The organism is Micromonospora chersina, assembly GCF_900091475.1.
Taxonomy (GTDB): Bacteria; Actinomycetota; Actinomycetes; order Mycobacteriales; family Micromonosporaceae; genus Micromonospora; species Micromonospora chersina.
The window spans coordinates 4,722,280-4,745,833 of sequence record NZ_FMIB01000002.1 but is presented as its reverse complement, the minus strand read 5'-3'; the positions used below and the strand labels follow the sequence as shown (position 1 = coordinate 4,745,833).

At 73.3% G+C, this 23,554-nt stretch carries 21 protein-coding genes and 1 tRNA gene; 11 read left to right on the top strand and 11 right to left on the bottom strand.

Going from position 1 to position 23,554, the window contains the following annotated elements:
• Positions 1 to 51: 51 nt before the first annotated feature.
• The 4 genes from GA0070603_RS22035 (at position 52) to GA0070603_RS22020 (ending at position 3,982) form a co-directional block, all read left to right on the top strand.
• Positions 52 to 543, top strand: coding sequence for an MSMEG_6728 family protein (locus GA0070603_RS22035; RefSeq protein ID WP_091317300.1), 492 nt, complete (start codon positions 52 to 54; stop codon positions 541 to 543).
• Positions 544 to 581: 38 nt separating this feature from the next.
• Entirely contained in the window at positions 582 to 2,111 is a 1,530-nt protein-coding gene (locus GA0070603_RS22030; RefSeq protein ID WP_091317298.1) for an FAD-dependent oxidoreductase, read from the top strand.
• 73 nt (positions 2,112 to 2,184) lie between these two features.
• Entirely contained in the window at positions 2,185 to 3,327 is a 1,143-nt protein-coding gene (locus GA0070603_RS22025) for a hypothetical protein (protein WP_091317295.1), read from the top strand.
• A 214-nt stretch (positions 3,328 to 3,541) separates the two neighbouring features.
• On the top strand, positions 3,542 to 3,982 hold the full coding sequence (locus GA0070603_RS22020) for an HNH endonuclease (protein ID WP_091317293.1): 441 nt from the start codon (positions 3,542 to 3,544) through the stop codon (positions 3,980 to 3,982).
• Positions 3,983 to 4,090: 108 nt separating this feature from the next.
• Here the strand turns inward: GA0070603_RS22020 and GA0070603_RS22015 are convergent, their stop codons facing one another.
• On the bottom strand, positions 4,091 to 5,947 hold the full coding sequence (locus GA0070603_RS22015; protein ID WP_139131916.1) for a hypothetical protein: 1,857 nt from the start codon (positions 5,945 to 5,947) through the stop codon (positions 4,091 to 4,093).
• A gap of 322 nt (positions 5,948 to 6,269) precedes the next feature.
• Between GA0070603_RS22015 and GA0070603_RS22010 the strand changes: the two genes are divergently transcribed.
• A complete protein-coding gene (locus GA0070603_RS22010; RefSeq protein ID WP_091317287.1) occupies positions 6,270 to 7,823 on the top strand; it encodes an MSCRAMM family protein in 1,554 nt (517 codons plus the stop codon).
• Positions 7,824 to 7,878: 55 nt separating this feature from the next.
• On the opposite strand, the gene GA0070603_RS22005 is transcribed toward GA0070603_RS22010, so the two are convergent.
• Together GA0070603_RS22005 and GA0070603_RS22000 are read right to left on the bottom strand one after the other, a co-directional pair.
• Positions 7,879 to 8,646 (bottom strand): enoyl-CoA hydratase/isomerase family protein, encoded by a 768-nt coding sequence (locus tag GA0070603_RS22005; RefSeq protein WP_091317285.1) that lies wholly within the window; start codon positions 8,644 to 8,646, stop codon positions 7,879 to 7,881.
• A 78-nt stretch (positions 8,647 to 8,724) separates the two neighbouring features.
• Positions 8,725 to 11,124, bottom strand: coding sequence for a M4 family metallopeptidase (locus GA0070603_RS22000; protein WP_091317283.1), 2,400 nt, complete (start codon positions 11,122 to 11,124; stop codon positions 8,725 to 8,727).
• A 171-nt stretch (positions 11,125 to 11,295) separates the two neighbouring features.
• Here GA0070603_RS22000 and GA0070603_RS21995 point away from each other — a divergent pair, with 171 nt between their 5' ends.
• Positions 11,296 to 11,757 (top strand): protealysin inhibitor emfourin, encoded by a 462-nt coding sequence (locus GA0070603_RS21995; protein WP_139131915.1) that lies wholly within the window; start codon positions 11,296 to 11,298, stop codon positions 11,755 to 11,757.
• A gap of 9 nt (positions 11,758 to 11,766) precedes the next feature.
• Here GA0070603_RS21995 and GA0070603_RS21990 read toward each other — a convergent pair whose 3' ends face one another.
• Positions 11,767 to 12,651 (bottom strand): LysR family transcriptional regulator, encoded by an 885-nt coding sequence (locus GA0070603_RS21990; RefSeq protein ID WP_091317278.1) that lies wholly within the window; start codon positions 12,649 to 12,651, stop codon positions 11,767 to 11,769.
• A 72-nt stretch (positions 12,652 to 12,723) separates the two neighbouring features.
• On the opposite strand from GA0070603_RS21990, the gene GA0070603_RS21985 reads away from it, so the two are divergent.
• Complete coding sequence (locus tag GA0070603_RS21985; protein WP_244282583.1) at positions 12,724 to 13,383, top strand: type 1 glutamine amidotransferase domain-containing protein; 660 nt, start codon at positions 12,724 to 12,726, stop codon at positions 13,381 to 13,383.
• A gap of 94 nt (positions 13,384 to 13,477) precedes the next feature.
• Here GA0070603_RS21985 and GA0070603_RS21980 read toward each other — a convergent pair whose 3' ends face one another.
• Both GA0070603_RS21980 and GA0070603_RS21975 read right to left on the bottom strand, forming a co-directional pair.
• Positions 13,478 to 14,089, bottom strand: a complete 612-nt coding sequence (locus tag GA0070603_RS21980) for a histidine phosphatase family protein (protein WP_091317274.1) — start codon at positions 14,087 to 14,089, stop codon at positions 13,478 to 13,480.
• Positions 14,090 to 14,156: 67 nt separating this feature from the next.
• Positions 14,157 to 14,576, bottom strand: coding sequence for a VOC family protein (locus GA0070603_RS21975; RefSeq protein WP_091317272.1), 420 nt, complete (start codon positions 14,574 to 14,576; stop codon positions 14,157 to 14,159).
• A gap of 192 nt (positions 14,577 to 14,768) precedes the next feature.
• On the opposite strand from GA0070603_RS21975, the gene GA0070603_RS21970 reads away from it, so the two are divergent.
• Positions 14,769 to 16,652, top strand: coding sequence for a hypothetical protein (locus GA0070603_RS21970; RefSeq protein WP_091322188.1), 1,884 nt, complete (start codon positions 14,769 to 14,771; stop codon positions 16,650 to 16,652).
• Here the strand turns inward: GA0070603_RS21970 and GA0070603_RS21965 are convergent.
• The gene (locus GA0070603_RS21965; protein ID WP_091317269.1) at positions 16,621 to 17,049 is read right to left on the bottom strand and encodes a helix-turn-helix domain-containing protein; all 429 of its coding nucleotides are present in this window, start codon (positions 17,047 to 17,049) and stop codon (positions 16,621 to 16,623) included. The genes GA0070603_RS21970 and GA0070603_RS21965 overlap by 32 nt on opposite strands.
• Positions 17,046 to 17,912 carry a sigma-70 family RNA polymerase sigma factor gene (locus tag GA0070603_RS21960; protein WP_208862929.1) on the bottom strand — a complete coding sequence of 289 codons (867 nt, stop codon included), beginning with the start codon at positions 17,910 to 17,912 and terminating at the stop codon, positions 17,046 to 17,048. Before GA0070603_RS21960 ends, GA0070603_RS21965 begins: the two co-directional genes overlap by 4 nt.
• A gap of 143 nt (positions 17,913 to 18,055) precedes the next feature.
• Between GA0070603_RS21960 and GA0070603_RS21955 the strand changes: the two genes are divergently transcribed.
• Together GA0070603_RS21955 and GA0070603_RS21950 are read left to right on the top strand one after the other, a co-directional pair.
• The gene (locus tag GA0070603_RS21955; protein ID WP_091317266.1) at positions 18,056 to 18,520 is read left to right on the top strand and encodes a carboxymuconolactone decarboxylase family protein; all 465 of its coding nucleotides are present in this window, start codon (positions 18,056 to 18,058) and stop codon (positions 18,518 to 18,520) included.
• A 120-nt stretch (positions 18,521 to 18,640) separates the two neighbouring features.
• Entirely contained in the window at positions 18,641 to 19,354 is a 714-nt protein-coding gene (locus GA0070603_RS21950) for a TMEM175 family protein (RefSeq protein ID WP_244282582.1), read from the top strand.
• Between the two features lie 45 nt (positions 19,355 to 19,399).
• On the opposite strand, the gene GA0070603_RS21945 is transcribed toward GA0070603_RS21950, so the two are convergent.
• Positions 19,400 to 19,476 (bottom strand) — tRNA-Thr (locus GA0070603_RS21945).
• A 364-nt stretch (positions 19,477 to 19,840) separates the two neighbouring features.
• On the opposite strand from GA0070603_RS21945, the gene GA0070603_RS21940 reads away from it, so the two are divergent.
• Entirely contained in the window at positions 19,841 to 20,932 is a 1,092-nt protein-coding gene (locus tag GA0070603_RS21940) for an ABC transporter ATP-binding protein (RefSeq protein WP_091317264.1), read from the top strand.
• Positions 20,933 to 20,989: 57 nt separating this feature from the next.
• Here GA0070603_RS21940 and rlmB read toward each other — a convergent pair whose 3' ends face one another.
• Together rlmB and cysS are read right to left on the bottom strand one after the other, a co-directional pair.
• Positions 20,990 to 22,108 (bottom strand): 23S rRNA (guanosine(2251)-2'-O)-methyltransferase RlmB, encoded by a 1,119-nt coding sequence (rlmB, locus tag GA0070603_RS21935; RefSeq protein ID WP_091317262.1) that lies wholly within the window; start codon positions 22,106 to 22,108, stop codon positions 20,990 to 20,992.
• The gene (gene cysS, locus GA0070603_RS21930; protein WP_091317259.1) at positions 22,108 to 23,523 is read right to left on the bottom strand and encodes a cysteine--tRNA ligase; all 1,416 of its coding nucleotides are present in this window, start codon (positions 23,521 to 23,523) and stop codon (positions 22,108 to 22,110) included. Before cysS ends, rlmB begins: the two co-directional genes overlap by 1 nt.
• Positions 23,524 to 23,554: the final 31 nt, after the last annotated feature.

Sequence of the window (23,554 nt, the reverse complement as noted above, 5' to 3'; positions counted from 1 at the left end):
CCCCCTCGATCATGAACGCATGGTGCCGGCCAGTACGGGTAGAGCACCGCCATGCAGACGTTCCTGCCGTATCCGGACTTCCTGGCCAGCGCCCGGACGCTGGACCAGAAGCGGCTGGGCAAGCAGCGCGTGGAGACCATCCAGGTGCTGCGGGGGCTGACCCGGCCGGACTACGGCTGGCGCAACCACCCGGCGGTGAAGATGTGGGCCGGGTACGAGGAGGCGCTGACCCGGTACGGCCTGGACATGTGCGCGGTGTGGTGCGAGCCGGGCCGGGCGGACACCTGCGCGGCCACCATGGCCACCGACCTCGCCACCGCCTGCGGCATCGACGTCATCCGCACCCAGGCGGAGCTGGCCGAGGCCGGCGAGCTGCCGCCCTGGCTGGGCCGGGAGGACCTGCACCGCAGCCACCGGTCGTCGCTGCTGCGCAAGGACCCGGCGCACTACGGCCCGCAGTTCGACGGCGTCCCGCCCGATTTGGAGTACGTCTGGCCGGCGTCGGACCGGCCGCGCCGCTGTCTGCTGCCGCCGGAGGCGTGAGCCGGCAGACTGGAGGCTCCCGTCGGGCGGAGGCGCAGATGGCACTGTCGCGAGTGGTCGGCCGGCTCATCGGCGTACGCCGGCACGTGGTGGACCCCGGCGGTGGTGGCGCCCCGCGCGTGCCACCGCGGGTGCGGGCCGTGGTGGTCGGCGGCGGCATCGCCGGCATGTCGGCGGCCGTGGTGCTTGCCGAACGCGGCGTCCAGGTGACAGTGCTGGAGGCGGCGCCGCACCTGGGCGGCCGGCTCGGCGCCTGGCCGGAGGAGCTGCCGCACGGCGTCCAGCGCAACGAGCACGGCTTCCACGCCTTCTTCCGGCAGTACTGGAACTGGCGGAACATCCTGCGCCGGGCCGACCCGGCCCTGCGCTTCCTCAAGCCGGTCCCCGGCTACCCGATCCTCTCCGCCGAGTGGCCGACCGAGGAGTTCGGCCGTCTGCCGCCGGCACCGCCGGCCAACCTGCTCGCCCTGCTGCTGCGCAGCCCCAGCGTGCGCCTGGCCGACCTGCGGGCCATGGACCGGGACGCGGCGTTGCCGCTGCTCACCTACGACCCGGAGCGCACCTACGCCGAGTTCGACGCCCGGACCGCCGACGAGCTGCTCACCTCGCTGCGGCTGCCGGACCGGGCCCGGGCCATGCTCTTCGAGGTCTTCTCGCACTCGTTCTTCAACCACGAGGCGGAGATGTCGGCCGCCGAGATGATCGCGCAGTTCCACTTCTACCTGCTCGGCAACCCGGAGGGGCTGGCCTTCGACTGCCCGGACCGGGACTACGCCACGGCGATCTGGGAGCCGCTCACCCGGCACGTCGAGCGGCACGGCGCCCGGGTCCGCACCGGCACGGCCGCCGCCCGGCTGGACCGGACGCCGGACGGCTGGCGGGTCACCACCGCCGGCGGCGACATCCACGAGGCCGGGCACGTGGTGCTCGCCGTCGACCCGCCGGCGCTCGCCACGCTTGTCGCCGCCTCTCCCGGCCTGCACGCGGCGGCGCCCGGGCTGGTGGCGCGGATGCCCGCGTTCGGCCGGCCCGGCCCGCCGTACGCGGTGGCACGCTACTGGATGGACGGCGACGTGCGCCCGGACCGGGCGGTGTTCAGCGGGGTGTCCCGCCAGCCCACCCTGGACTCGGTGACCCTCTACCACCGGCTGGAGGACGAGCCGCGGCGCTGGGCGGGGCGGACCGGCGGCTCGGTGGTCGAGCTGCACGCGTACGCCTGCGAGCCGGACGTGCCGGCCGAGGAGCTGGCCGAGCGGATGCGGGTGGAGCTGACCGCGCTGTGGCCGGAGGCGGCCGCCCTGCGGGTACGCGCGCTGCGCGCCCGGGTCGAGGCGCAGGCGCCGGCGTTCACCCCGGGCAGCCACGCCTGGCGGCCGGGGGTGCGCACCGGGGCGGCCGGCCTCTACCTGGCCGGCGACGGCATCCGGACCGAGTTCCCGAGCGCGCTGATGGAACGGTCGGCGGCGACCGGGATCGTGGCCGCCAACCACATCCTGCGGGCGGAGGGGGCGGCGGCCGAGCCGGTCAGCTCGGTCCGCCCGCGCGGCCTGCTGGCCGGCCGGCGCTGACCCGAAACCGGTCATAAGCCTTCAAAAGCTGCACTAGTCTCGACTGACTCCGTCGGCACGGGAGGTCGGGAGGGTGAGCACGGCACCGCGGGTGGACGACGAGCGGGACGACGCGTACGGGCTGCTCCGCGACGAGCGGGCGTGCGTGGTCACCGCGCTGCGCCTGGGCTGGTCGATGGCGGACACCTACCACCACGCGCAGACCACCGACCTGCTCGACGACGCGGACCCGCCCGCGGCCGCCCCGGCGAAGCTCTCCAACGTCACCGAGCTGCCCGGACGGCTCCGGCTCGGGATGAACCTGGACGGGGTGGAGGTGGCGCTCGCCCAGATCGCCGCCCTCACCGCGCCCGGCCGGCCGCTGCCGTCCACCGCCGCCGCCCGGGCCGCCGCCGGGGCGGACCGGGAACCGCTGCTTTTCGCCCTCGACGAGCTGAACGTGGCGGTGCTGCGCTGGACGATGGCCACCAACCACCGGGTGGGCCTGGCCTACCGGCTCGGCCGGTCGCTCGCCGACACGGTCCGGCACGGCGACGCCCACCAGCTGGTCGGGCGGTTCGGCGGGCGGCAGATCCAGATCAGCCGGTGGCTGGACGAGCTGGCCACCGTGCTGCCCCCGTACTCGGCGGCGGTCGTGCGCCACTCGCTGGCCGCGTGGGCGGCGGCGGTCACCCGGGCCGCGATCGGCGACCCGGGCGAGGCGGGGCTGGCGGAGCTGGCCCGCGAGCTGCGCAACCAGGGCGAGCTGTGGCGGGGCGTGCTCACCGGCGGCCTGCACCCGCGCGACCTGCTGGACGAGGAGAACTGGGCGGTGGTGGCCCGGAACCTGATCATCCGCGACCGGAAGCTGGTGGTGCAGGCCGCCCGGGGGATCTTCTGGCCGGTGCTCGTACCCCTGCTGGTGGTGCTGCTGGCGGTGGTCGGGGTGAGCGCCGCGGCGGCGGCCGGCTCGCCCACCACCCGGGCGGCGGTGGCCCTGGTCGGCCTGGGCGCCGGGCTCACCGCGATCTGGCGGTCGGTGTCCACGCCGGCCCTGTCGGTGGCCGCCGAGGTGAACCGGCCGCTGCTGGAGAGCGAGCTGGTGGTGCAGATGGCCGCCCGGATCGGCCGCCCGCTCACCGCCGCGCGCGCCGCCGGTCGGGCCGGCCGGCAGCGGCCCGCGCCGGACGGCGGATCGAAATACGTTGCCCGCGTTTCCGGCGCGGATCTACCGTGAGCGCGCAAGGTCAACCACCGCTCCGGGAGCCGTCGATGTCGCTGCGACACGCCACCACGATGCCGTCGTGGCTGCTCAGCGACGGTTGCCGAGCCGAAGGTCCCCGCCCCGGGTGGCCCGACTGACGCGCCCGCGCGTCCCCGTCGTCGCCGCCCGGTCCCGTGGACCGGGCGGCTTTTTGCTGCCGTACCACCGATCGTGAAGGGAGAGCCCGGTGGACGCCGTCCTCGTCATCAACGCCGACCTCGGCCCGCTGCACCGGGTCACCGTCCAGCACGCGATCCGGATGCTCTGCCGGCGGGTCGCCGAGATCCACGAGGCCGAGCCGGACCAGGTCATCGGGGTCTTCCCGATGCCGCGCGTGGTCCGCCTCGTCCGGTACGTGGTGACGCGCTGGCGGTTCAGCGCCGGCCCGGCCTGGTCCCGGGGCGGGGTGCTGCGCCGCGACGGCCGGCGGTGCGCCTACTGCGACGGCCCGGCCAGCACCGTCGACCACATCCTGCCCCGCTCGCGCGGCGGCCGGAACACCTGGGGGAACACCACCGCCGCCTGCTACGCGTGCAACCAGCGCAAGGGCGACCGGACCCCGGCCGAGGCGGGCATGCCGCTGCGGCGGGAGCCGGGGACGCCGAGCTGGGCCGCCCTGGCGCGGTGACGGACGGCCGGCGGGCACAGGGGGCCGCGTCGGAGGTACGCCTCCGGCGCGGCGCCCGCCGGTCCCGGGAGCCGGGGGTGCGGGAATGGTCCCGCACCCCCGCCGCCATCAGTCGACGGTGACCGAGAACGAGCGCCAGCCGGACGAGGTGCCGTCGGCGTACTTCACCGAGAACCAGAAGTAGGTCCAGCCCGAGGCGGTCGGGGTGAAGGTGACCCGGGCCTTGCCGTCGGCGTCCAGCGACACGTCGAGGTGCTCGCTGTTCTGGGTGGTGAACCAGGTGACGGCGGTCGCGTCCCTGGTGACCGTCGGCGTGACGGTGAAAACGCCCGGCACGCCGACCCCGCCGCCGGACCCGTCGATCGGGTAGACACCGTCCGAGGCGATCGACGGGGCGTCGTCCGCGTAGAGGGTTGTCTCTGCCTGGTAGAGCACCTCGCCCGTGGCGCTGCGCCCGGCGTACGCGAGCGTGTGCTCGCCACCCTTCAACGGGCCGAGGACCGGCTCGGCCACGCCCTGCGCGTCGACCGGGACCGACTGCTCCGCGCCGCCGTCCACCCGGTAGGTCACGGTGGTGATGCCGTTGCCCGGCTGGGTGCCGAACCGCATGCTCACCAGGATGCCGGCACCGGACGGGTCCGGCTCCTGCCTGGTCGACCAGGCGGTGACGGTCAGGTCGCGCACCTTGAAGGTGTACGAGCGCACGGGCGAGCTGTTGCCGGCCCGGTCCACGCTCACCACGTACAGGGTCTGCTCACCCGCGCTGCGGGGTTGCCACCGGATGGTCGCGGCGCCGCCGAGCTGGTCGGCCGGCACCTGGTTGTACATGCTCCACTGGCTGTCGCCGTACCGGAAGCCGACCACGTCCGGCACGCCGTGAGCGGTGAAGAGGAAGGTTCCGGTCACGCTGGTGCCACCGGTGGGGCTGGCCGGGTTCTCCGGGTATTCGGGGGAGGCCACGGTGGGCGCCACACCCGGTGCGGTGCGATCCACGGTGAACCGGCACGGGTCGCTCCACGGCGACCAGGCCCGCTGGTCATAGGTCCGCGCGTGCCAGGCGTACTCGCCGTCGGCCAGGGTGTCCACCGGCACGTTGCCCACGCCACTGAGACCGTCGCCCCCGCTGGAGATGCCGATCGTCATCGCGGTGGTGGCCGACGGGTCGGCGAGCGGCCAGAACTCGAACTCCGGGGTCAGGGAGTCGCCGGGATCGCGGTCCCGGTCGGTCATGTCCGCGAAGACGCTGAAGTTGGACCGGGCGAAGTAGTCCGGGCCGCACGGCGTCTCGGTGTTGCCGTTGTAGAGCTTCGTCGGCTTGAGCGGAGCGGTGTTCTTCAACTCCACCTCGAACCGGAACTCGTTGGTCTCCAGCCAGCGGCCGTAGGCGACGTCCCCCTCGTACTTCTTGGGGACCCGCAGCTCGGCGGTGAGCTGATGATCGCCGCGGGTCAGCGCGTCGGTGAGCGCGGTGGTGAGGTTCCACATGGTGCGCCACGAGGTGCAGTCGCCGCCCTCGGCGGTGGCGGTGACCTCCTTACCGATCGTCTTCGGCGGGCTCGACCAGCTGTTGTCGCCGGTGAAGGGCGCGGTGGGCAGCGCGACGACGGTCCGCGGCTTCGCACAGTCGTTCGCGCGGCTCTCGCGGGCGACCAGGGTCGCGCTGCTCAGCCGGCCGACGTAGATGCCGCCGATGTCGAAGGTCACGTAGGCGCGAGAGGTGTGCCGGGTGGACTCCTCGTCGCGCCACGAGCCGACGGGCAGGTCGCCGCCGCTCGGGTAGAAGACGGCCGTGTCCGGGGTGGTGGAGTCGGTGTACGCCAGCAGAGAGGGCGTGAGCACGAAGTGCGGCTCGGCGGCGGCGGCCGACACCGGGGGGAGCACGACGGCTCCCAGCACCAGTGCGGCGATCGCCCCCCGCAGTGTCGTGCGCCCGCGCCCCCGTGCGTCGCGGGTTCTGAGTGTCACGTGGACGGTCCTCCTTTGTCGATCACCCCCACAACGGGGCGATCGATGAGGATGCTAGCCATCCCGGGCGTCGTGAACCGTCCCGTTCGGGCCCGAGCGGGCCACGTGACCAGGATCTATCTGATCGGCGGAGCCACGCCGTCGACTCGGTGGTCCTCCGCCGAGCCGTACGGCCGGTTCCCGCTTCTCGGGACTGCGTGGGCGGCGCGGTGCGGAGTAGCGTGCTCGCGACCGGAGCACCGGTCGTGGGCAGGCGGACCGGCGACAGGGCATCCCGCGGGCCGGCACCCGCTCGCTCCCACCGTCGAAACGGGGGAAACAGATGACCAGACCCGCCAGCAGGCGCGCCGCGCTCGCCGCCGGCCTGCTGCTGAGCCTCACCGCCGCGCTGACCGCCACGCCGGCGTACGCCGAGGAACCCACGCCGGGCGCGATCACCGGCCACGTCGTGACGGAGAAGCCCGGCAGCGTCACCGTCAACCTCTTCACCACCGACGGCGCCAGCAGCGGACAGGTGCTGACCGACGCCGACGGGACCTTCCGCTTCGCCGACGTGCCGGTCGGCACCTACAAGATCCAGTACGGCTTCCTGGGCCGCTACCAGTGGTCGCACGAGAAGCTCGGCTACTCCACCGCCGACGTCGTCACCGTCAGCTCCGGCCAGACGGCCACCGTGCCGGAGGAGACCATGCTCCTGCCCGGCGTGGTCGAGGTCGTGGCCACCGACGCCACCACGGGAGCGCCGGTCGACGCCTTCTGCGCGGGGGTCCAGGAGTATTCGCTCCAGTGTGGAGCGACCGGAGGACACCTGCGGCTGGAGAACCTCGAATCCGGCAGCTACACCCTCTACCTGCGCTCCTCCGACGGTCTGCACGCGCGGCAGGAGGTCAAGGGCGTCAAGGTCGTCCTCGGCCAGACCACCCGGGTCGAGGTGTCCCTCCGACCCACGACCGCCATCACCACGACGGTGGTCGACCGGGCCACCGGCGAGCCGGTGCCCTATACCTGCGTCGCGCTGCTGCCGATGGTCTTCGGCGCGCTCGACGACCAGACCTGCCAGTGGGACGTCAACTACACCGATGACCAGGGCCGGATCACCGTGGGCGAACTCGCTCCCGGCGACTACACGGTGCTCGTCCTACCCGGCGACGACGTGCACGGCATGCAGTGGGTCGGCCGCAACGGCGGAGTCGGCCGGCAGCAGGACGCCCTGCTGGTGACGGGCGAGGGTGGCCGGCTCAGCACGGTGCCGACCGTCCGGCTCGATCCGGCCGCCCGCATCACCGGAACCATTCGGGACGCCGACACCAAGGAGCCGCTGGGCAACGGCTGCGCCGCCGTGCTGCCAGTGCGGCAGGGCAGCTTCGTCCCCGGCGTCGGCCCGTTCTGCGCCGGCTCCGACGGCGTCTACACGGTGCCGACCCTCGGCCCGTACGAGTGGCCGCTCGAGTTCTCCCACTTCTATGACTACGTCGAGCCGTACGCGGCCGTGTGGTCGGGCGGCGCCGCCGACCGGAAGACCGCCAAGGCGATCCGGGCCGGCGTCGACCAGCCGGGCGTCGCCGACGCCTCGCTGACCCGCTCCGGTGCCCGGCTCGGCCTCACCGTCACGTCGGAGGACGGGCAGCCCTACAACGGCTGGTTCGCCGGCGAGGTCTACAACGCCACCACCGGCGACCTGGTGAAGGAGTTCTCGTTCTACGGGCCGCGGGTCGTCGAGGGTCTCGCGGACCAGTCGGTGAAGGTCCGGTACGGGCCCGCCCTCTCCTCGCCGGGAGGCTGGTACGGCGGCACCGACCGCGACTCGGCCACGAGCGTCCGGGTGCGCCACGACCGCACCAGCCAGATCACCATCGTGCTCGCGGATCCGGCCTGACCGGCGCCGGTGGGGGCGGCACGCCCGCCCCCACCGGCGTCCGTAGGCTCGCTCGTCAGCCGGCGGCCGGCGGGGTCCAGCCGAAGCGCGGCGGCCGGCGCTCGGAAACCGCCGCGATCCCCTCGCGGGCCTCGCCGCTCTCCCGCACCTGCCCGTGCCACCAGGCGATCCGGTCGGCGTCGGCGCGCCCGTCGATGATCTCCTTGGCCGCGGCCACGGTGAGCCGGGAGCGCTCGGCGATGGTGGCGGTCATCGCGGCCACCCGGGCGGCGAGCGCGTCGGTCGGCAGCACCTCGTCGACCAGCCCGATCCGCAGCGCCCGCTCGGCGTCGACCAGCTCGCTGGTGAAGAGCAGGTGCTTCGCCGCGGACGGTCCGACGAGCGTGGCCAGCCGCCGGGTGGTCGGCGCGGGATAGACCAGACCCAACCGCGCCGGGGGTACGCCGAACCGGGCGTCCGTCGCGGCCAGGCGCAGGTCGCAGGCGACGGCGAGCTGGCAGCCGCCGCCGACGCAGGCGCCCTCGATGGCGGCCACCGTGGGCCGGCCGAAGGCGGCCAGCCGCTCCTCGGCGGCCACCGCGATGCTGCCGTCCCCGGCCTCCAGCAGCTCGTCCAGGTCGCCCAGGTCGGCGCCGGCGCAGAAGGTGCGGCCGGCTCCGGTGAGCACGAGCACGCGGACCGCCGGATCGGCCTCCAGGCCGTCGAGCAGCACCGGGAGTTGGCGCCACATGGCCGGCGTCATGGCGTTGCGGCGCGCCGGGTTCCGGATCACCACTGTCGCCACCGGGCCGTCGACCGTGACGGTCAGTTCCGCGTCGGACATGGCTCCGACCGTAACGGGCGGGGCCCGGTGACCACCCGCGTGGGGTGGCCGCCGGGCCCCGGGGGTCGGGCGGTCAGGTCAGGAGACGTTGACCGCGGTGTCGTCGATGACGAACGAGGTCTGCAGCGAGGAGTCCTCGGTGCCGGTGAACTTCACTGTGACGGTCTGGCCGGCGTACGAGGCCAGGGAGAAGGACTTCTGGCTGTAGCCGCTGGCCTTGTTCAGGTTCGACCAGGTTCCCAGGGTGGCCAGCACGGTGCCGGAGGAGTTGAGCACCTGCACGGTCAGCTTGTCGTACTGGACGCTGGTGGTGGTCTCGGCCGAGTCGATGTGCAGCCAGAACGTGAAGTTGTACGAGGTGCAGCCGGCCGGCAGGCTCACCGACTGCGACAGCGTGTCGGTGTGGGTGCTGCCGTAGCCGTCCAGCCACGCGTTCCAGGTGCCGGTACGCGGCGGCTGGCCGCTGGAGCCGTACTGGCCGATCACACCCGAGGTCGACGACCACACCGTGTTACCCGACTCGAAGCCCGGGTTGCCGAGCTTCTGGCCGGCCCCCGTGCAGCCGCCGCCCGTGCCGTTCACGGTCAGCGTGTAGGTCGCCGAGTGGTTCACCGAGCCGGCGCCGGTGACGGTCACCGAGTAGGTGCCGGACGGGGTGCTCGCCGTGGTGGCGATGGTGAGCGTGGACGAGCCGCCGGAGGTCACCGAGGACGGGCTGAACGACGCGGTGGCGCCGGTCGGCAGGCCGGACGCGGAGAACGTCACGGTCTGCGCGGTCCCGCTGGTGGTGGCGGTGGCGACGGTGGTGGAGACCGAACCGCCCGCGGTCACCGAGCCGGAGGTCGGGGAGAGCGAGACGGAGAAGTCGTTGCCGGTGGAGCCGCAGGGCGCGTCGTTGCCGGCCACGTTCACCGCGGTCCACGCCGCCTGGACGGTCTTGTACTCGGTGGAGCAGTTGCCGTACAGGTCGGTCGCCGCCTTGAGGGTGTAGGCCCGGGCGGTGTTCGACGGGGTGGTGGTGTTGACGTACGAGGTGTTCGAGGTGAAGTACACGTCGAGCGCCCGGTACCAGATCTTCTCCGCCTTGGCGCGACCGATGCCGGTCACCGCCGGCGCCGAGCCGCAGACCGGCGACGTGCCGTACGCGGTGGAGCCGGTGCCCTCGGCCAGGTTGAAGTAGAAGTGGTTGGCCACGCCGGAGGAGTAGTGCACGTCCTTGTTCTTCGTGCTGGTCGACCAGCAGGAGTCGGACGAGCCGTCCAGCGACGGGTTGTACATGTAGCGCAGGGGCGTACCGTTGCCGTTGATGTTGATCTTCTCACCGACCTGGTAGTCACCCGGGTCGCTCGGCGCGGCGGCGTAGAACTCCACCATGTTGCCGAAGATGTCGCTGGTGGCCTCGTTGAGGCCGCCGGGCTCACCGGAGTAGACCAGGCCGGCGAGCGCCTCGGTGACACCGTGGCTCATCTCGTGGCCGGCGACGTCGAGCGAGACCAGCGGACGGGAGTTGCCCGAGCCGTCGCCGTAGGTCATCTGGGACCCGTCCCAGAAGGCGTTGACGTAGTTGCTGCCGTAGTGCACCCGGCTCGGCACGCCCGCGCCGTTGCCGAAGATGCCGTTGCGGCCGTGCGTGTTCTTGAAGTAGTCGAAGGTATTCGCCGCGCCGAAGTGGGCGTCGACGCCGGCGGACTGCCGGTTCGAGTTGGTGCCGTTGCCCCAGTTGTTGTCGGGGTCGGTGAAGGTGGTGCAGGTGCCACCGGTGGTGTTGTTCATGTCGCAGGTGCGGCCGTTGCCGTGCGACGGGTCCACCATCTGGTAGGTGCTGCCGGAGAGCGTCGTGTCGATGCTGACCGTGCCGGTGTAGATGCCCTGGCCGCTGCCGACCACCGTCTCGATCTCGTCGTAGGAGCCGATCAGCGCGCCGGTGGTCGCGTCCGTGACGACGTGCAGCCTGGACGGCGTCTGCTTGTCCGCCTTCCAGCCGCTGGCGACGGTCTCCCAGGCCAGCCGGCCCTTGCCGGAACTGGCGTCGACGAAGAGTTCGGGGGTGCCCACCGAGGTGAGCGAGCCGGAGAACGCCTTGCGCGCGCTGGCCTTGGCCGCGGCCGAGCCGACCTTGGCCGTGGTGCTCAGCGTGAGCGGCGCGGCCAGGCCGACCGAGGTCCCGGCCATGGTGCCGTTCGGCGCGGTGTGCACGACGAAGTCGCCGCCGTAGACGCGCAGGCCGTGGTAGGTCCGGGTGTAGCGGGTGTGGGTGGCCCCGGACGGGTCCACCTTCGTGCGGACAACCTGGTAGGCCTCACCGCCGGCGCCTTGAACGGCACCGGGGTTGGCACGGAGCAGGCTGTCCGCCCGGGTTGCGGCGGCGGACTCGGGGGACGGGGCGCTCGGGGTTGCCGCGTACGCCGTGGTGGTGACGCAGGTCAGCACGCCGCTGGTGAGCAGCGCTGCGCTGGCGGCGGCGAGGGATCTCTTCACGGGCCCTCCTGAAGGGGGGAAGTTGTGACGGGGGTAGTCACTGATGTAGATATAGCGATACATCGAAGAACGTGAAAGGGTGCGAGCGCTTTCCTGCCGGAGACACTGACCGTTCGGACGATGCGACGGAGTGTGTCGGAACCGGGTGGCTCCACCGTGCGTCCGATCGGCATGAGAGCCACCCCCGTCGCGGCGACCCTCCTCGCCGCGCTTCTCACCCCGCTCGCCGCCTGCGCCCAGAACGGCGACGCGCCCGCGTCGTCCGGGCCGGCACCGACCACCGCCGCGCCGGCCGTGCCGGTGGAGCTGACGAAGTCCGGCGGCATCGTGGGGCTCAACGACACCGTCACCGTGCAGCCCGACGGCCGGTGGACCCGCGTCGACCGGACCGGCGCCTCCCGAACCGGCCAGCTCAGCGCCGCCGACCTCGACCGGCTGCGGCAACTCGCCGCGGACTCGCGGCTGGCCGCCGAGGCCGCCGCCACCGTCCCGGTGACCATGTGCGCGGACGCGTTCAGCTACCGGCTCACCGTCGGCCCGACCACCACGAGCTACGTGGACTGCCCACCCGAGGCCACCCCGCCGCCCGCCACCGCCGCCGTGGTCGACCTGCTCACCCGCGCCACCGGCTGACCCCGACGCTCACCAGTCGGCCGCCGCCGCCAGCAGTGTCCGCCGGACCGCCTGGACCTCCCGCCGCCCGGCCACCCCGGGCCGGACCGCCAGGAAGAGCGTGTTGAGCGGCGGCACCGGCGGCGCGAGCAGCGCCCGGAGCGCGCCGGACGCCAGCTCACCCCCGCAGAGGTACGTCGGCAGCACGCTCACCCCGGCGCCGGCCACCACCGCCGCCCGGACCGCCCGCAGGTCGGCCACGACCAGGCTGGGCGTCCTGGTGAGCCGGGTGTCGAAGACGGTCCGCCAGTACCGGCGCAGGATCGGGGCCTCCTCCCCGTACGCCACCAGCGGCGCCTCGCGCAGCGCCGCGGCGGTGACCGGGTCGGGCAGCCGCCCGGCCCAGGCCGGCGCCGCCACCAGCACGAACTCCTCGTCGTAGAGCGGCTCCACGACCACGCCCCGGCGGCGCGGGCGCACGCTTGTCACCGCCAGGTCGAGCCGCCCGGCCACCAGGTCGTCCACCAGCCGCTCCGGCAGCCCGGCGGAGACGCGGAGTTCGAGGCCGTCGGCAACCGGCCCGGCCAGCGCCGGCAGCACCCGCTCGGCGAGGAACTCGGCCGGCCCGCCGAGGAAGACCGTCCGGGGGTACGACGTGGCCGAATCCTCGGCCAGCACGGCGGCGAGCCGGTCCAGCGGGTCGGCGACGCGGCGGGCCAGTTCGTTCCCGGCGGCGGTCGGGGTGACGCCCCGGGGCAGCCGCTCGAACAGCGGCCGGCCGACCGCCTCCTCCAGCGCGCGCAGCTGGGCGGTCACCGTGGGCTGGGCCAGCCCGAGCAGCTCCGCCGCGCCGGTGACCGACCCCGAGCGGTGCACGGCGAGGAAGCTGCGGAGCAGGTCCAGGGACACCTTCACATCAGCAAACCTATCGCCGGGGTGACCTCGGCCTATTGGTCAGCTATGGATCCGCGCGCCAGCATGGTCGGCATGACTCGTGCACTCATCGCGCTGACCAGTCACTCCGAGCTGGGCCGGACGGGCCGCCGCACCGGCTTCTACGTGGGCGAGGCCGCCGAGCCGTGGGAGGTCTTCCGGGCCGCCGGCTACCAGGTCGACCTCGTCTCGGTGGCCGGCGGACAGCCGCCGCTCGACGGCCGGGACGAGAACGACAAGACACAGAACGACTTCCTGGCCACCGCCGGGGTGGCGAGCACCCCGAAGGCCGCCGACGTCGACCCGACGGGGTACGACGTGATTTTCTTCGCCGGCGGCCACGGCACCATGTGGGACTTCCCCGACGACCCGGACCTGGCCCGGATCGCCCGCTCGATCTATGAGCGCGGTGGGGTGGTGGCCGCCGTCTGCCACGGCCCGTCGGCGCTGGTGAACCTGAAGCTCTCCGACGGCTCCCACCTGGTCGCCGGCAAGCGGGTGGCCGGCTTCACCAACGACGAGGAGGCGGCGGTGGGCCTCACCGGAGAGGTCCCGTTCCTGCTCGCCGACAAGCTGACCGAGGCCGGCGCCCAGCACGTCCCGGCGCCCAACTTCACCGAGCAGGTGGTGGTCGACGGCCGCCTCGCCACCGGCCAGAACCCCCAGTCCGCCCGCGCCCTGGCCGAAGCCGTGGTCAAGCTCCTCGCCGCCTGACGCCGACCTCCCCCGCCTCGTTGATCATGAGGTTGGCGGTGCGGAATGTCCGCTTCAACCCCGCCAACCTCATGGTCGACGGCGTGGTACCGAGTCAGACGCGGTAGGCCGGGGGAAGGCCCGTGGCGCGGAGGTCCGGGGGCAGGTGGGCCACGTCGTTGAGGGCGATCAGGGTGGGTGGGGCGGCCGGCGTGTAGCGGATGACGGTCAGGCCGGCGTTCTGGTGGTTGAGGCCGATCCAGCGGCGTTCCGGGGCCTCCAGGGCGTGCCGGACCAGCCACGCGACCAGGAAGTTGTGGGTGACGACCAACTCGCGTACGTCGCCTTCGGCGGGCGCGGTCGCGAAGCGGGCCACGGCCTCCGCCGTCACGCGCGGCCCGTCGCGCCGCTCCCGCTCGGTGAACCCGGCCAGGAAGGCCGCGTACGGCTCGGGCAGGACGGCCGGGTCCGTGTCGTGCGGCATGTGGTCACCGGCCCGGTCGTCCTCGTGCACCGGCACACCCGGCAGCGCGGCGGCGACCAGCGCGGCGGTCTCCGCGGCGCGGCGGGCCGGCCCGTGGTGGACGGCGGCGAAGTCGGTGCCGCGCAACCGCTCGCCCAGCAGCGTCGCCTGCCGGCGGCCACGCGCCGACAGGCCGGTGTCCGCCTCCTCCTCCGGCCGGTCCTGCTCGGCGTGCCGGACCAGGTAGAGCAGACGGCTGGGCACTCGGGTCACCTCCGCGGTCGGGAGAGGCGAGACTAGCCGCCCGCTCCCGACCGCACTGTCCCGCCGGTCAGGGGCGGGGGTGCATCTGACCGATGCGGATCCGGTTGCCGAACGGGTCGCGGATCCCGAAGTCGATCCCGTACGGCCGCTCGGTCGGCTCGTCGGTCACGTCCACGCCCTTGGCCACCAGGTCCTCGTACGACTTGCGGGCGTCGTCCGTCGTGAGGCAGAGCCAGCCGCTCATCGCACCCTTGGTCAGCAGCTCGCGGACCCGCTCGGCGGTGGCCGGGTCGAGGGCCGGCGGGCCCGGCTTCTCCAGCAGGATCTCGTGCTCCGGGTCGCCCGGAACGTTGACCGTGAGCCACCGCATGAAGCCGAGGTCCTGGTCGGTGCTCACCTCGAGGCCGAGCTTGCCGACGTAGAAGTCGAGCGCCTCGTCCTGGTCGAGGACGTAGATCTGGGAGCGGGAAATCGAGGTCATCGTCATGCCTGGAACGCTAGAGCAGCCCGCTGACCTGCTGCTTATCCAAAAGTGACGGGTTCGCCCCCGCGCGGCCCCCGGTGCGGACGCAACGCCGTCCGGCCTGCGTCGTTTGTCCGCACGGGACACCACCCGGCGTGATCGATTGTTAACTTGCTGGCCACGCAGCTGCTCCACCGCGACCCGGAGGGACCGCAGATGCACGTGATGCTTGCCTGGTTCGCCGCCGCTCCGCTGTCCGGGCCCGCGCGGGCCGCCCGGCTGGACCGGTTCGAGCGGGCCGCCGCCGAGGTGGTGCCCGACACCTGGCGACGGCACGAGTTCGGCGGTGACGACTGGGGCGTCCTGGTGCTGCACCCGGCCGACCCGGGCGCGTACCGGTGGCCGACGGTCGGCACGGAGGGCCCGGTCACCGCCATCTCGTTGGGGATACCGGTCGGTCTCGACACGGCGGGCGGTCCGGCCGCGCTGGCCGCGCGGCTGCTCGCCGGGGAGGACGTGCACCGCGAGGTGGTGCCCCCGTTCGGGCTGCTGGCGCTGCACCGGGACCGGTTCACCCTGCAACAGGACTGGCTCGGCATGGCCCGGGTGTTCACGGGGGCCGGCGACGGGGTGAGCGCCTGGTGCACCCGCCCCGGCCTGCTCGCCGCGTTCCTGCACGGCAGGGTCCGGCCGGACGTGGCCGGCTGGACCTCGTACACCCTCTGCGGTCACTTCGGCGGCGACCTGTCACCGGTCGAGGGCACCCGGCTGCTGCGCCCGGGCGAACGGGTCACCGGTCGCCGCCGGGCCGAGGGCGGCTGGCACCTCGACACCGACCTCCGGTACGCCACCGACGACGTGGTGTGCGGCGGGCACGCCGACCAGGGACGACCGCTCGACGAACGGCTGGACCGGGCGGCCGACGCCCTGACCCGGGCCGCGGCCAGCCTGCACCCGCTGCACGACGCCGAGGTGACCCTCGGTCTCTCCGGCGGCCGGGACTCGCGGCTCATCGCCGCGACGCTGATCGCCGCAGGCCGCGCGCCCCGGCTGGTCACCAACGACGACACCCCGGCGGAGGGCGACGTGGCCCGCCGGCTGGTGCAACTCCTCCGGGAGAAGCGGGGACTGCGCCTGGACCACCGCACCCAGCTGGCCGCCGCCCCGGCCAGCGTGCTCGGCACCGGCCTGCGCGAGCGCGCCCGACGCCTCGCCCACCTGCACGACCACCAGTTCCCCTCGACCTACCTGGTCCGCCCGGCCGTGCGCGACCGGCTGCCCGAGGCGGTCCGCCCGGCGAGCCTCACCGGCGCGGCGGGCGAACTCGCGGTGGGCTACTGGTACCCGGCGGCCGGTGCCGATCCCGTGCCGACCCCGGAGCAGGCGGGCCTGACCAAGCTGCTGGCCGGCGTGCCGCACGCCGCCGCGGCGCCGGAGGCGGTGGCCGCCGAACGGGACCGGGTCACCGCCGTGCTGGCCCACGCCCGCGGCCTCGGCCTGCGCGACGAGCACCTGGTCGACTACCTCTACCTCGTCGAGCGGATGCGCCGGTGGTGCACCTCCGCGTACCTCACCGGGATGGTCACCCCGTTCCTGGCGCCGGGCTTCGTGGCCACCACCTTCGCCCTCGGCGTGGCCCAGAAACGTGACCGGCTGCTGCACACCGCTCTGATCGCCCGGCTGGTGCCGGAGTGGGCGGAGGTGCCGTTCGTCAGCGCCGCCACCGGGCCGTCCACCGCCACCCGGGTCTGGGAGGGCGACGGGGTGACGGCCGTCGCCGACCTGCTGGACACCGCGCACGGGCCGCTCACCGGACTGATGCGCCGGCCGGCCGTGGAGCAGGCGCTGCGCACCGCGGTCCGGGGCGGCCGACCCGATCCCCGCGTCCTCCAGCAGTTCACCGCGCTGGCGGTGGCTTCGGAGCGGCTCGAACCGGGCACCACCCGCGCGTCGACCGGCACCACCTACGCCCGGCTCGTCGCGCCGCCGCGCCCGCGTACCCCGGCGACCGGCCGGCTGGCCGCGCTGCGCTGGATCCGGCGAACCCGGCTCGGCGACCGGCTCTGGGTCACCGTGCGTCGTCGCGTCCGCGGCCGGTGACCGCCGCGCTGGGCCGCATCCAGGCCATGGTGAAACAGCTCGGCGCGGCCACCGGCGCCACCTTGCGCCGTCGGTAGGCCGACGGCGACTCGCCGACGATGTCGCGGAACGTCCGGCTGAAGGTGCCGAGGCTGCCGAACCCGACCAGGTGGCAGATCTCGGTGACCGGCTGGTCGGTCTGCACCAGCAGGTACATGGCCCGCTCCACCCGGCGCCGTTGCAGGTAGCGGTGCGGGGTCTCGCCGAAGGTCGCCCGGAAGGTGCGGATGAAGTGCGCCGCCGAGACGTGCGCGATCCGGGCCAGCGCGGGCACGTCGAGCGGCTCGGCGTACGCCCGGTCCATGGCGTCCCGGGCCCGCAGCATCGCCCGGTTCGACTCCTCGACCGCGCGGCTCATCCGACCACCAGGTCGAGTTGGCGCAGCTGCTCGGGATCGGCCACCACCTCGATGCCGATGATCCGGTCGGTGACCGTGAAGCTGAGCGCGAGGCGGGTCCGGCCGTCCACGACGACCACGGCGCCGGGCAGCCCGTCCACGAATGCGGGCACGGCGGCCTGGGCGCGGCCGTTGAAGAAGTCGGCCACCACCGAGGAGCCGCGCGACTCCGCTGTTCCGCCCATCCGCACCGCGGCGGCGTCGGCGCGCAGCACCACGTACGGGTCGAGGAGAGTGACCAGGTCGTCGAAGCGACCCTCCCGGGACGCGGTGAGGAACGCCTCGACCACCCGGCGCTGGCGCACGGGGTCGGCGACCGGGTCGGCCGACCGGGTCTGCACCCGGCGGCGGGCCCGGCTGGCGATCTGCCGGACCGCGGGAGTGGTGCGGTCCACCACCGGCGCGATCTCCTCGAAGGAGACGGCGAACATGTCGTGCAGCACGAACACCAGCCGCTCGGTCGGGCCGAGGGTGGTCAGCACCACCTCGAGCGCCTGGCCGACGGACTCGGCGAGCAGCGCCTCCTGCTCCGGGTCCCGCCCGCCGACCGCCTCCCCCGCCGGCCCGTCCCCCGCCTCGTCGGTGGCCTCCTCGTGCCGGCTGCTGGCCGAACGCAGCCGGTCCAGGCAGACCCGGCCGACCGTGGTGGTCAGCCACCCGGGCAGGTTGTCGATGGCGTCGACGTCGGCGCGGCTCAGCCGGAGCCAGGTGTCCTGCACGGCGTCGTCGGCTTCGGCGCCGGAACCGAGCATCCGCTGGGCCACCGCGCGCAGGCGCGGGCGCTGCTCCTCGAAGCTGCGGACCAACAGGTCGGTGTCGCTCACGGCCCCGCCATCCCCCACGCTCTCCGGGTGACCGCCGTCACATCTGTCACGCCGCCGGTCCCGCCCTCGACAACCCGGTGACGGACGACGACAGCGGCCGCGCGGCGAACGCGGGCCAGCCTAACAGGACAGGACGGATGAAAATGTCTCTCGACGCTCGCATCCCGAACCCGGCAGCCCTCCTCCCGGACGCCGTGAAGGCGGTCAACCTGCTCTACAAGTCCGCGTACTCGGCCGGCGTGCCGGGCACCACCCTGGAACTGGTCCACCTGCGGGCCAGCCAGATCAACGGGTGCAGCGCCTGCGTCGACTCCGGCGCGCGGGGCGCCCGGAAGAACGGCGAGACCGAGGAGCGGCTCTTCGCGGTGGCCGCCTGGCGCGAGACGCCGTACTTCACCGACGCGGAGCGGGCCGCCCTCGACCTGGCCGAGCACGCCACGCGGCTCGCCGACCGGAGCGACGCCGTGCCGGACGCGGTGTGGGACGAGGCGGCGAAGCACTTCGGGGAGAAGGAACTCGCGGCGCTGGTGCTCTGGATCGCCACCACGAACTTCTTCAACCGGATCAACGCCACCACCCGGCAGCCGGCCCCGCAGAACTGGGGCTAACCGACGCCCGGGGCGGGGGTGTGTGCGCACCTCCGCCCCGGGGTGGCGGGTTTGTCCCCGACAACGAGGGGGAAGGCTGCCGGGCTGGAGTCGACCAGGTCCGCGCCGAGGAGGCCAGCGGTGGCTCGTGAGGGAATGCCCTGGTCGCGCAGGGCCGGCGGTGACCGGAAGGACCGGCGCAGCACGCCGGTAGGTGCGGAACGGAACCCGAGACGGGTCGTCGGGTTCAGTGACGCGGTCATCGCCATCGCCGTCACGCTGCTCGTCCTGGAGATCCGCCCGCCCGAGGACACCCGGCACCTGTGGCAGGGCCTGCGGGAACTCTGGCCGTCCTACGCGGCGTACTTCCTCACCTTCCTGCTCATCGGTCAGATGTGGGTCAACCACCACGTCATGTTCGACCACATCCGCGCCGCCGATCGCCTGGTCCTGCTCTTCAACACCCTCCTGTTGATGCAGATCGCGTTCCTGCCCTTCGCCTCGGCCGTCCTGGCCGGCGCGTTCGAGTCCGGTGAGGGAGAGCGGACCGCCGTCGTCTTCTACGGGATCGCGTACGAGGTGGCGGCGATCCTGTTCAACGTCATCTGGGAGTACGCGCGGCACGGCCGCCGCCTGCTGGACGCGGACACCGACCCGGCCGCCGCGGCGGCGATCAGCAGGCGCTTCCGGCCGGCACCCGTGTGGATCGCCGCCGGCACCGCCCTGGGCGCGTGGCACCCGGTTCTCGGCTTGGTGGTGCTCGCCGCGTTCGTCCCGTTCTACTGGTGGCCGATCAAGGGCGAGGTGGCCAGCATCAGGCGGGCCCGCGAGCACGCCGGCGGAGGATCCGCCTAGCCTGGCGTCCCGCGGCGGCTGCCGCCGCGAGACACCTCAGGGAAATGGAGCCCCCGGCCGGGATCGAACCGGCGACATCTCGCTTACAAGGCGAGTGCTCTGGCCAGCTGAGCTACAGGGGCGTGTGGTCCGGGCTCAGCATAGCGACCGACGGCCGGAAATCCCGTTCGGCAGGGCTCCCGAGCACGGAAAACGTCAATTTCCTGACCTCGACGCCAACGGATCGACGCCCGCACGCCACGACGACCGTGGAGATTGATACCTCACCGTGCCCGACTGACCGTTATGCCGTATGCGCTCCGTCCCACCGGCTGCCTCCCGTCTTGGCAGGCTCGCCAAACCCGTTTACGGTGCAGTGACACGGACGACAGTCCGGTTGGCCTCGGCTGCCCGGCGACCGCCCGTTGGCCGGCGCCTCGGGTGCCGGTCGCTCCTTCCACTCGGATCGTCCGGCACGTTCCTGCCGGTGAAAGGAAGCGCTCCACCATGGCTACGGTCACCTACGCGAAGGCGTCCCGGATCTACCCGGGCACCGAACGCCCCGCGGTCAACCAGCTCGACCTCCAGATCGGCGACGGGGAGTTCCTCGTCCTGGTCGGCCCGTCGGGTTGCGGCAAGTCCACCAGCCTCCGGATGCTCGCCGGCCTGGAGGACGTCGACGACGGCGCGATCTACATCGACGACCGGGACGTCACCCACCTCCCGCCGAAGGCCCGCGACATCGCGATGGTCTTCCAGAACTACGCCCTCTACCCGCACATGACGGTGTACGAGAACATGGCGTTCGCCCTCAAGCTGCGCAAGACCTCGAAGTCGGAGATCGACCGGCGGGTAAAGGAGGCGGCCGGGCTGCTCCAGCTGGAGGAGTTCCTCAGCCGCAAGCCGAAGGCGCTCTCCGGTGGCCAGCGCCAGCGTGTCGCCATGGGCCGCGCGATCGTCCGCGAGCCGCAGGTCTTCCTCATGGACGAGCCGCTGTCGAACCTCGACGCCAAGCTCCGGGTGCAGACCCGCACGCAGATCGCGTCGCTCCAGGCCAAGCTGGGCGTCACCACGGTCTACGTCACCCACGACCAGGTCGAGGCCATGACCATGGGTCACCGGGTCGCCGTCATGCTCGACGGCGTCCTCCAGCAGGTGGACACCCCGCGGGCGCTCTACGACACCCCGGCCAACGTCTTCGTCGCGGGCTTCATGGGCTCCCCGGCCATGAACATCAAGACCGTGCCGCTGACCGAGAACGGCGCCGCGTTCGCCGAGCTGAACGTGCCGCTGACCCGCGAGCAGGTCGAGGCGGCCCGCGCCGAGGGCGGCGACGGCAAGGTGACCGTCGGCTTCCGCCCGGAGGACTGCGACCTGGTCAGCCCGACCGAGGGCGGCATGCCGGTCGTGGTCGAGCTGGTCGAGGACCTGGGCTCCGACGCCAACGTCTACGGCCACGCCGCGCTCGAGGGCCACAACGAGCGGTTCGTGGTCCGCACCGACCGGCGCTCGATGCCGAACATGGGCGACACCGTGTTCGTCAAGCCGCGCACCGGCCGCAGCCACGTCTTCCACGCCGCCACCGGCAACCGGATCTGACGTACGCGAAGAAAGGGGCGGCCCGCCACGGCGGACCGCCCCTTTCTCGTGTCGTCGTTACGCCTCGACGGAGCGGCGGCGGGCGACCTCGGCGAGGGTGACCGCCGCGGCGACGCTGGCGTTGAGCGACTCGACGTCGGAGACCATCGGGATGCTGACGGTCAGGTCGCAGGTCTCGCCGACCAGGCGGGACAGGCCGCGCCCCTCCGAGCCGACCACCACGACCAGCGGGCCGACCGCGGCCTCCAGGTCGTAGAGGTCGGTCTGCCCGTCGGCGTCCAGCCCGACCACGATGAAGCCGGCGTCCTTGCACGCCTTGAGCGACCGGGTCAGGTTGGTGACCTGCGCGACCGGCACCCGCGCGGCCGCGCCGGCGCTGGTCCGCCAGGCGGTCGCGGTGATCCCGGCGGCCCGCCGCTCGGGTACGAAGACACCCTGCGCGCCGAACGCGGCGGCCGACCGGATGACCGCGCCGAGGTTGCGCGGGTCGGTGACCCCGTCGAGCGCGACCAGCAGCGGGGCGGCCTGCTCCAGCGAGGCCGCCATGAGGTCCTCGAACGGCTCGTACGCGAACGGCGGCACCTGGAGGCCGACGCCCTGGTGCAGCACACCGCCGGTCATCCGGTCCAGCTCGGCCCGGCTGATCTCCAGGATCGCGATGCCCCGGTCGGCGGCGGTGCGCACGATCTCGTTGACCCGGTCGTCGATGTCGATGCCCTGGGCGGTGTAGAGGGCGGTCGCCGGCACCTGGGCGCGCAGCGACTCCAGCACCGGGTTCCGCCCGACCAGCAGCTCCGGGCTGTCCTTGGCGGGGTTGGCCTTGCGGCCGGGTGCGACCCGCGGCCCGGACCGACCGGCGGGCTTGCCGCCGCGGCCCTTCGCGGCGGGGACGCCCCGGCCCCCGCCCTTGCCCCAGGTGGTGTCCTTGCTGCCCGGCTGGCCGATCTTGGGGGCACGCCCCTCCTCGGCCGCCGCGCGGCGCTCCTTGTCCTGCTTCCACGCGGTGCGCTGGGGCAGCTTCTCGGTGCCCGAGTACGCCTTGTGCCACGGCCGCTCGTCGGCGGGGAGGGTGCGGCCCCGGCCGGCGAGGGAGTCCTTGTTCTTGCCGCCGGAGCCCTTCGGGGCACCCGCCTTCGGCGTCAGTCGCCGGCCACGGCGCTGCGAGTTGCCGGCCATCAGTCCTGCTCTCCAATAGTCCAACGCGGGCCCTGGGGGGTGTCCTCGACGACCACGCCGGCCTGCTTGAGCTGGTCGCGTACGGCGTCGGCGGCGGCCCAGTCCTTGCGGCTGCGGGCCTGGGCGCGCTGCTCCAGGGCCAGCGCGATCAGGGAGTCCACCACGCCGCGCAGATCGTCCGCGCGGCCACCGCCGGTCCAGGCCGGGTCCAGGGGGTCGACGCCGAGGATATCCAGCATCGCCCGGGTGGCGGCGAGGGTCGTGCGGACGGTCACATCGTCGCCGGCGGTCAGGGCGGTGTTGCCGTCCCGGACCACCTCGTGCAGCACGGCCAGGGCGGCCGAGGTGTTGAGGTCGTCGTCCATCGCCGCCACGAAGCCCGCCGGCAGCTCGCCGGGCTGCCCGGCGCCGACCCGCTCGGCGGCCCGCTGCACGAAGCCCTCGATCCGCCGGTAGGCGACCGCGGCCTCCCGCAGCGCGTCCTCGGAGTAGTCGATGCGGGACCGGTAGTGGGCGGCGGCGTAGTAGTAGCGCAGCTCCACCGGGCGCACCCCGAGGGAGGCCACGTAGTCGAGGTCGAGGGTGTTCCCCAGCGACTTGCCCATCTTGGTGCCGCCGATGCCGAGCAGGCCGTGGTGCACCCAGTAGCGGGCGAACGGCAGATCGGCGGCCTGCGACTGGGCGATCTCGTTCTCGTGGTGCGGGAAGGTCAGGTCGAGCCCGCCGCCGTGGATGTCGAACTCCGGGCCGAGGTAGCGCCAGCACATGGCCGAGCACTCGATGTGCCAGCCGGGCCGGCCCCGGCCCCACGGCGACGGCCAGTAGGCGTCGGCCGGCTCGCCCGGCTTGGCGCCCTTCCAGAGCGCGAAGTCGCGGGGGTCGCGCTTGCCCCGGTCCGGGGCGTCCCCGGCGGACTGCATGTCCTCCGGTGACTGGCCGGACAGCGACCCGTACGCCGGCCAGGAGGCCACGTCGAAGTAGACGTCGCCGGAGCCGTCGGTGGCCGGGTAGGCGTGCCCGGTCTCGATGAGCCGGGCGATCAGCTCGTGCATCTCCGGGATGTGCCCGGTGGCCCGCGGCTCGTAGGTCGGCGGCAGCACGTTCAGCGCCCGGTAGGAGGCGGCCAGGATCTGCTCGTTGGCGTACGCGATCGACCAGAACGGCCGCTCCTGCTCCGTCGCCTTGACCAGGATCTTGTCGTCGATGTCGGTCAGGTTGCGGACGAAGGTGACCTCGAAACCGGAGGCGGTGAGCCAGCGGCGCAGCACGTCGTAGTTGACACCGGAGCGAAGGTGGCCGATGTGCGGCGGGGCCTGGAGGGTGAGACCACACAGGTAGACCCCCACCTTGCCGGCTTCCCGCGGGACGAAGTCCCGCACCGAACGGGTGGCGGTGTCATACAGGCGTAGCGTCACCGTACAAGGGTAGCCGTCCGCGCATTTCGAG